We start from the raw sequence: 6,477 nt of genomic DNA, 5'->3' as shown, positions 1-6,477 counted from the left end.
GATTATATAATCTGGTTTTTTTAATAGATGTATAAAATTTTGATAAGTTGACGTTTGAACTGATGGGAGTTTTGCATATAAATAGATAGTATTTATGTTTTTTTTGTTTAAATTATGATATTATGTGTTATGATACGAAACTTTTAAGGAGGATTATAAATGGCAGGGTTCTTTAAGAAAATGTTCTCGGAAGAACAAAGAGAATTAGCTGAATTGGAAAAAATTGCGGATCAAGTATTGAGTTTTGAGCCAGCGATGCAAAAATTATCCGATGATGAATTAAGAAATAAAACAACTGAATATAGATCTCGTCTTCAAAATGGAGAAACTGTAGATGATATTTTACCAGAAGCGTTTGCGACAGCTCGTGAAGCGGCTTATCGTGTAATCAATGAAAAGCCATATAAAGTGCAGGTTATGGGTTCTGTGGCTATGCATAAAGGGGACATTGCAGAAATGAAAACAGGTGAAGGGAAAACCTTAACTGCTACAATGTGTGTTTACTTAAATGCTTTAATGGGACAAGGTGTTCATGTTATTACGGTCAATGAATACTTAGCTGGTCGTGATGCCAACTGGATGGGTGAAATTTATCGTTTCTTAGGTTTAACTGTTGGTGTGAATAAACGTGAATTAAATGCTCGAGAAAAGCGTGCAGCTTATAACTGTGATATCACTTATACTACAAACTCTGAATTGGGATTTGATTATTTAAGAGACAATATGGTTACGAAAAAAGAAGATCGTGTTATGCGTGGGCTTCATATGGCCATTGTCGATGAAGTCGATTCCATCTTAATTGATGAATCTCGTACGCCTTTGATTATTTCAGGTGGACGTAAACAAACAGCTAACTTATATATTCAAGCCGATAAATTTGTTAAGACATTGGTAGCTCCTGAATATGAAACTGATAAATTTACGCATGAAAAACAATTAATATCTGGGGACTATGATATCGATGAAAAAACTCGTCAAGTGACTTTATCGGAAGATGGGGTTTCTAAAGCAGAGCGTTACTTTAAAATTGATAACTTATATGAAATTGAACATACACAATTGGTTCATCATATTAATCAGGCATTACGTGCCAACTACATTATGACCAATGAAATTGAATACGTCGTTAGTGATGACAAAGAAATTGTTATTGTCGATCAGTTTACAGGTCGTTTAATGCCAGGTCGAGCTTATTCAGATGGGTTACATCAAGCTATTGAAGCCAAAGAAGGTGTTCCAATTAAAGAAGAAACATCTACATTGGCAACCATTACATATCAGAACTTTTTCCGTTTGTATGAAAAATTAGCAGGTATGACAGGTACTGCAAAAACAGAAGAAGAAGAATTCTTATCGACATACAACATGAAAGTTATTGTGATTCCAACCAATGTACCTGTTATTCGTGAAGACTTACCAGATGAAGTCTATGCCTATAAAAAAGATAAATTCAATGCATTGGTACAAGAAGTCAAACGCTTATATGAAAAAGGACAACCTGTATTGGTGGGAACCATTGCGGTAGAAACCAGTGAATTGATTTCAAAATTGTTGAAAAAAGAAAAAATTCCACATGAATTATTAAATGCCAAAAACCATGCTCGTGAAGCTGAAATCGTAGCTCTGGCAGGGCGTCCAAAAGCTGTTACAATTGCCACAAACATGGCTGGACGTGGTACCGATATCAAATTAACAGCTGAATCTAGAAAATTAGGTGGATTGGCTGTATTGGGTTCCGAAAGACATGAATCCAGACGTATTGACAACCAGTTACGTGGTCGTTCTGGTCGTCAGGGAGATCCAGGTTTCTCTCGTTTCTATGTTTCTTTAGAAGATTCTTTGATGATTCGTTTTGGTGGAGACAAGCTACAAAAAATGTTTGCGAAAATGGGTGAAGGGGAACGAATTGAATCCAAGACTGTCACGAAATCCATCACAATGGCGCAAAAACGTGTTGAAGGATATAACTTCGATATGCGTAAACAGTTACTGGATTATGATGATGTATTGCGTCGTCAACGTGAAATCATCTATGCACAAAGAAATCGTATTCTGGAAAGCGAAGACGTACATGAAATGATTCATAATGTCTTTGAACAAACAATTCAACAAACTATTGCAGCGAATTTGACAAATGATAAAAAAGCACCATTGGATGTTCCAGGACTATGTAAATCATTGGAAATGATGGGATTAACAGAAGACAAACAAATTCATGTATCTGAATTAGAAGGTAAAAATGAAGAAGAAACAAAAGCATATTGTTTAGATAAAATGTGGAATGGTTATGAAGCCGAAATTTCACCTGTAAAATCTCAATTTCTTCCATTTGAAAAAACAGTCGTTTTACGAAATATTGATCGAAACTGGATTGCTCATATTGATCGTATGGACAAATTAAGAAGTGGTATTTATTTGCGTTCTTATGCCCAAAACAATCCACTTCAACAATATGTACAAGAAGGATTTGATATGTTTGAAGAAATGAATGCACGCATTGCTCGTGAAATTACTTTCTTCTTATTAAAAGTCCGTATTCGCAAAGAACCAAAAAATCCTGCATTGGAAAAAGCGAAACAAATGGCTAGAAGTCGAGTGAAAAAAGCGTAATGGAATTGTATGAATTAAAACAAGGATTGAATACTCACCTGGAGAAGCTTGCTTCTTTGGGTGAGTCTCTTTGACTTAGAAGAAAAAAAATTCCAGGTTGAAGAACTGGATCGCAAAATCATGCAGGATGGATTTTGGAACGATCAGAAAAAAGCACAGTCCATTATTCGAAAACGAAATGCCAATAAAGAAGTAGTGGACCAATATGAACAATTAAGCCAGGAATGTGAAAGCTTAAAAGAAACCATTCAGGAATTGGATGCTTCTTTTGATGAAGAATTAATGGAACTGGCGCAAATGGAATATATGGAAACCACTGAAAAAATGGAATCCTTTGAAATATCGGTTCTATTAAGCCATGAATACGACCAGAACAATGCGATATTGGAATTACATCCAGGTGCTGGGGGAACCGAAAGCTGTGACTGGGCAGATATGCTGTATCGAATGTATACACGCTATGCGACACAACACGGATTTAAGGTCACTGTCTTAGATTATCAACCCGGAGAAGTGGCAGGAATTAAAAGTGTGACTTTCTTAGTCGAAGGCGATAAAGCCTATGGATATTTAAAATCCGAAAAAGGTGTACATCGTCTTGTTCGTATTTCACCATTTGATTCAGGAGCCCGCCGCCATACTTCTTTTGCGTCTTTAGATGTCATGCCACAATTCAATGATGAAATTGAAATCGAAATTAAACCCGAAGACTTGATCATTGAAACCAAGCGAGCATCTGGAGCCGGTGGACAACACATCAATAAAACGGATTCAGCCATTCGTATGGTTCATAAACCAACAGGGATTGTTTCAACTTGTCAAAATGGGCGTTCTCAACATGAAAATAGAGAAGAAGCCCTTCGTGTCTTAAAGTCTCGTTTATATCAACTAGAAATTGAAAAACAAGAAAAGAAGATGAAAGAAATCAAAGGGGAACAATTAGCTAATGAATGGGGAAGCCAGATTCGAAGCTATGTTATGCATCCATATAGTTTAGTAAAAGACGCTCGAACGGGTTATGAAACCAGTCAGGTACAAGCTGTAATGGATGGAGACTTAGATGGATTTATATTTGCGTATTTAAAATCACAATTATAAAAAAAACGATGAGATTTTCATCGTTTTTATTTATAGAGTTGATCTAAAGAAATAAAAATCATATTTTCTTCTGGTTCTGTTTCAAATCCAGATCGAGAAATAAATCCATATCGATAACAAGGCAATCCACAAGATTTCACTTGCTCAATTTCCTGTTGAATTTGATTTTTATTTAAAGGAGACTTTCTGAATTTTGCTTCGTAGAAAATATATCCATTTGAATCAAATGTAACAATATCAAATTCTCCATTGGAGTGATTCTCTGGTAAATCATAATAATATTTTCCGATTTTTTCAAATGGTGGATCCATTAATCCATTTCTATTTTGTGAAATTAAATATTGACGACATATTTCTTCAAATATCTTTGGTACATATATAGATTCAAAATCTTCTTTTATATATCGATCATAAAAAACATTTGGATTCATTACATTGATTTGAGAAGAATAACGAAAAATATATCGATAATAAAAATTAGTTAAATTATCTATAATGCGATACCGTACTTTTTTTCTATTGTTTTCCTGGTTGATGGGCGTTTCTTTTTTTACAATTTCCATTTGAATCAATCGATTCAAAATATCAACCATGGTTGGTCCACTCGATACATGGGACTTTGATAATATATCTTGATAGCGAGAATGACCTGAAGCAAGGGCTTCGAATACTTCATTGGCATTGGTCATTTTTGAAATTTCCAAACGTAAATACATTTCAATTTCATTTTCAAGACGAGCACCATTTGAAGCAATTAATTCAATAATGTTTTCTTTTACACTCAATGATTCATCAATTAAACGATTATAATAAGGAATACCTCCAAATACACTATAAAGTCTTACTTTGTCTTCACAAGAAAAAGAAGGATAAAATAAAGAGGATTCATAATAATTCATTGGTTTTAAATCAATCGTTACATCGATTCTTCCATATAAAGGATTTTGATGTTCCAATAAAGATTTCATAATATCTACATAAGATCCACATAAAATCATTTTCAACTTTGAATTATCTTTATATCGATCAATTAAAGACTGAAGAATGCTATCTAATCCTTTAATGGTTTTACGAAGATAAGGATATTCATCTAATACAATGATTACAGGTTCATTTTTTCCTTGTTGAAAAAGAAATTCAAGTAATTGCTCAAGACTTGAAAATGATGGTTTTGGGAATTGATAACTTTCACTAATCAATGTAGATAAACTGTCAACATTATTCATTTCATTTGTTTCTTTGCACTCATAATAAATAGAACGAATTTGACAAGATCGAAGAGATTGTTTGATTAATTCACTTTTTCCAATTCGTCTTCGTCCGTAAATTAATGCGACTTGCTGAAAATCTTTTTTAAACATACGCTCTAAAATAGAGAGTTGTTTCTGTCTCCCAATAAATTTCATTTTACTCGGTCACCTCCGACTCGGAATATTCCGAGTTAATTATATCATTTTTTAATAAAAAAAGAATCACAAATGTGATTCAAAATAGATATTGATTGGCTAAAATGGCACCGAGTAAAGAATATAAAGAATAAAACACCATGATTATACCAACGATTTTAATGATATTTGATAAAGATTGAATGGGATTTAAAAATAAAGACAATCCAATGATTAAGAAAATAAGATTAAAAACTAAGACAAAGGAAAAACGAGGATCTTGAAATTTTTTAAGAATCCATGTTTTTTTGAGTTGCATAAGTGAACCCAGTGTCACAATTAACCCCACTACAATAGGTAAAATCGAAAGAATGGTATCGGGTTTAATGGCCATAAAGCATCCAATAAAAATACAAATCAAGCCAATAAAAAAAGGAGAATGCTCTATTTTTGATCTTGAAAAATAGAGATACAACAAACAAAGGCCAAGAATAAGTGTAATCATTCCTATGACACGAGAAGCAGCTCGAACGAGATGTATATTGAAAAAACAAATAATTAGACCGGTCACAAAGAGGATGGCATCAGACAATAGAAAATCTATGTTTGATAGAATTGCACGATTTTTCATAACGAACCTCCTCTTACATTATAATTATTTTTACCAATTGTTCAAATATCAGAGTATAATAAAAACAAAAAGGAGGATTATTCTATGCGTGTTGCCATTGTTTTAGATAACGGATTTGAGGAATTAGAAGCTATGGGACCCATTGCTTTATTGAGAAGAGCCGGTTTAACGGTTGATATTGTTGGAATTCCAGGAAAAGAAGTGACAGGTCGTTTTCAAGTCACATATTCACCTTCTATTCCTTTTGATTCTTATGACTTTTCACAAGCCGATTGTTTAGTTTTACCAGGTGGTCCTCATTATCAGAAGTTAAATAAAAATGATAAAGTATTGGAATTAATTAAAGAATTTGCTCAACATAAAGTGCTAGCAGCTATTTGTGCTTCGCCAACTATTTTAGGACATGCGGGTGTATTAAAAGGAAAAAAATATACTTGTTTTAAAGAATTGGATGAAGACTTTGGTGGATTTTATCAATATCAATTTGTGGTAACCGATGACAATATCATTACAGGTATTTCAGCAGCTGCCAGCATTGATTTTGCGTATGCCATCATTGAAAAATTACTTGGAAAAGAAAAATTGGAATCTATGCAGGCTTCTATTTACTATGACGCAAAATAAAAATTTTTTTTAAAAAAGTGTTTGACATGGTATAGGCATAGTGATATTATTATTGAGCATTCAGTGAATGACTCATGGGCCTGTAGCTCAGTTGGTTAGAGCGCACCCCTGATAAGGGTGAGGTCGCTG

5 protein-coding genes are annotated in these 6,477 nt (G+C 33.6%); 3 read left to right on the top strand and 2 right to left on the bottom strand.

The features are described 5' to 3' along the window. The first annotated feature begins 159 nt into the window (after positions 1-159). Positions 160-2,610: a preprotein translocase subunit SecA gene (gene secA, locus ACI32A_RS07800; RefSeq protein WP_439754484.1), complete on the top strand. Its 2,451-nt coding sequence runs from the start codon at positions 160-162 to the stop codon at positions 2,608-2,610. Then, positions 2,610-3,708, top strand: a protein-coding gene (gene prfB, locus ACI32A_RS07795) for a peptide chain release factor 2 (RefSeq protein ID WP_439754483.1) whose coding sequence is annotated in 2 segments (ribosomal slippage) — positions 2,610-2,681 and positions 2,683-3,708 — 1,098 coding nt in all. Because the reading frame shifts where the segments join, the coding sequence is not laid out codon by codon here. Before secA ends, prfB begins: the two co-directional genes overlap by 1 nt. A gap of 26 nt (positions 3,709-3,734) precedes the next feature. Here the strand turns inward: prfB and ACI32A_RS07790 are convergent. Then, positions 3,735-5,114: an ATP-binding protein gene (locus ACI32A_RS07790; RefSeq protein ID WP_439754482.1), complete on the bottom strand. Its 1,380-nt coding sequence runs from the start codon at positions 5,112-5,114 to the stop codon at positions 3,735-3,737. A gap of 79 nt (positions 5,115-5,193) precedes the next feature. After that, positions 5,194-5,724: a DUF308 domain-containing protein gene (locus tag ACI32A_RS07785; RefSeq protein WP_439754481.1), complete on the bottom strand. Its 531-nt coding sequence runs from the start codon at positions 5,722-5,724 to the stop codon at positions 5,194-5,196. An 84-nt stretch (positions 5,725-5,808) separates the two neighbouring features. On the opposite strand from ACI32A_RS07785, the gene ACI32A_RS07780 reads away from it, so the two are divergent. Then, a complete protein-coding gene (locus tag ACI32A_RS07780; RefSeq protein ID WP_439754480.1) occupies positions 5,809-6,348 on the top strand; it encodes a DJ-1/PfpI family protein in 540 nt (179 codons plus the stop codon). Positions 6,349-6,477: the final 129 nt, after the last annotated feature.

This window comes from Floccifex sp., assembly GCF_051873555.1.
GTDB lineage: Bacteria > Bacillota_I > Bacilli_A > Erysipelotrichales > Erysipelotrichaceae > Floccifex.
The sequence above is the reverse complement of the archived record's forward strand: the minus strand, read 5'-3'. Positions and strand labels throughout refer to the sequence as shown.

What these genes read in the sequence shown, in the direction of transcription:
- secA (WP_439754484.1), top strand. Translation starts at nt 160, where the DNA reads ATGGCAGGGTTCTTTAAGAAAATGTTCTCGGAAGAACAAAGAGAATTA.
- ACI32A_RS07790 (WP_439754482.1), bottom strand. Translation starts at nt 5,114, where the DNA reads ATGAAATTTATTGGGAGACAGAAACAACTCTCTATTTTAGAGCGTATG.
- ACI32A_RS07785 (WP_439754481.1), bottom strand. Translation starts at nt 5,724, where the DNA reads ATGAAAAATCGTGCAATTCTATCAAACATAGATTTTCTATTGTCTGAT.
- ACI32A_RS07780 (WP_439754480.1), top strand. Translation starts at nt 5,809, where the DNA reads ATGCGTGTTGCCATTGTTTTAGATAACGGATTTGAGGAATTAGAAGCT.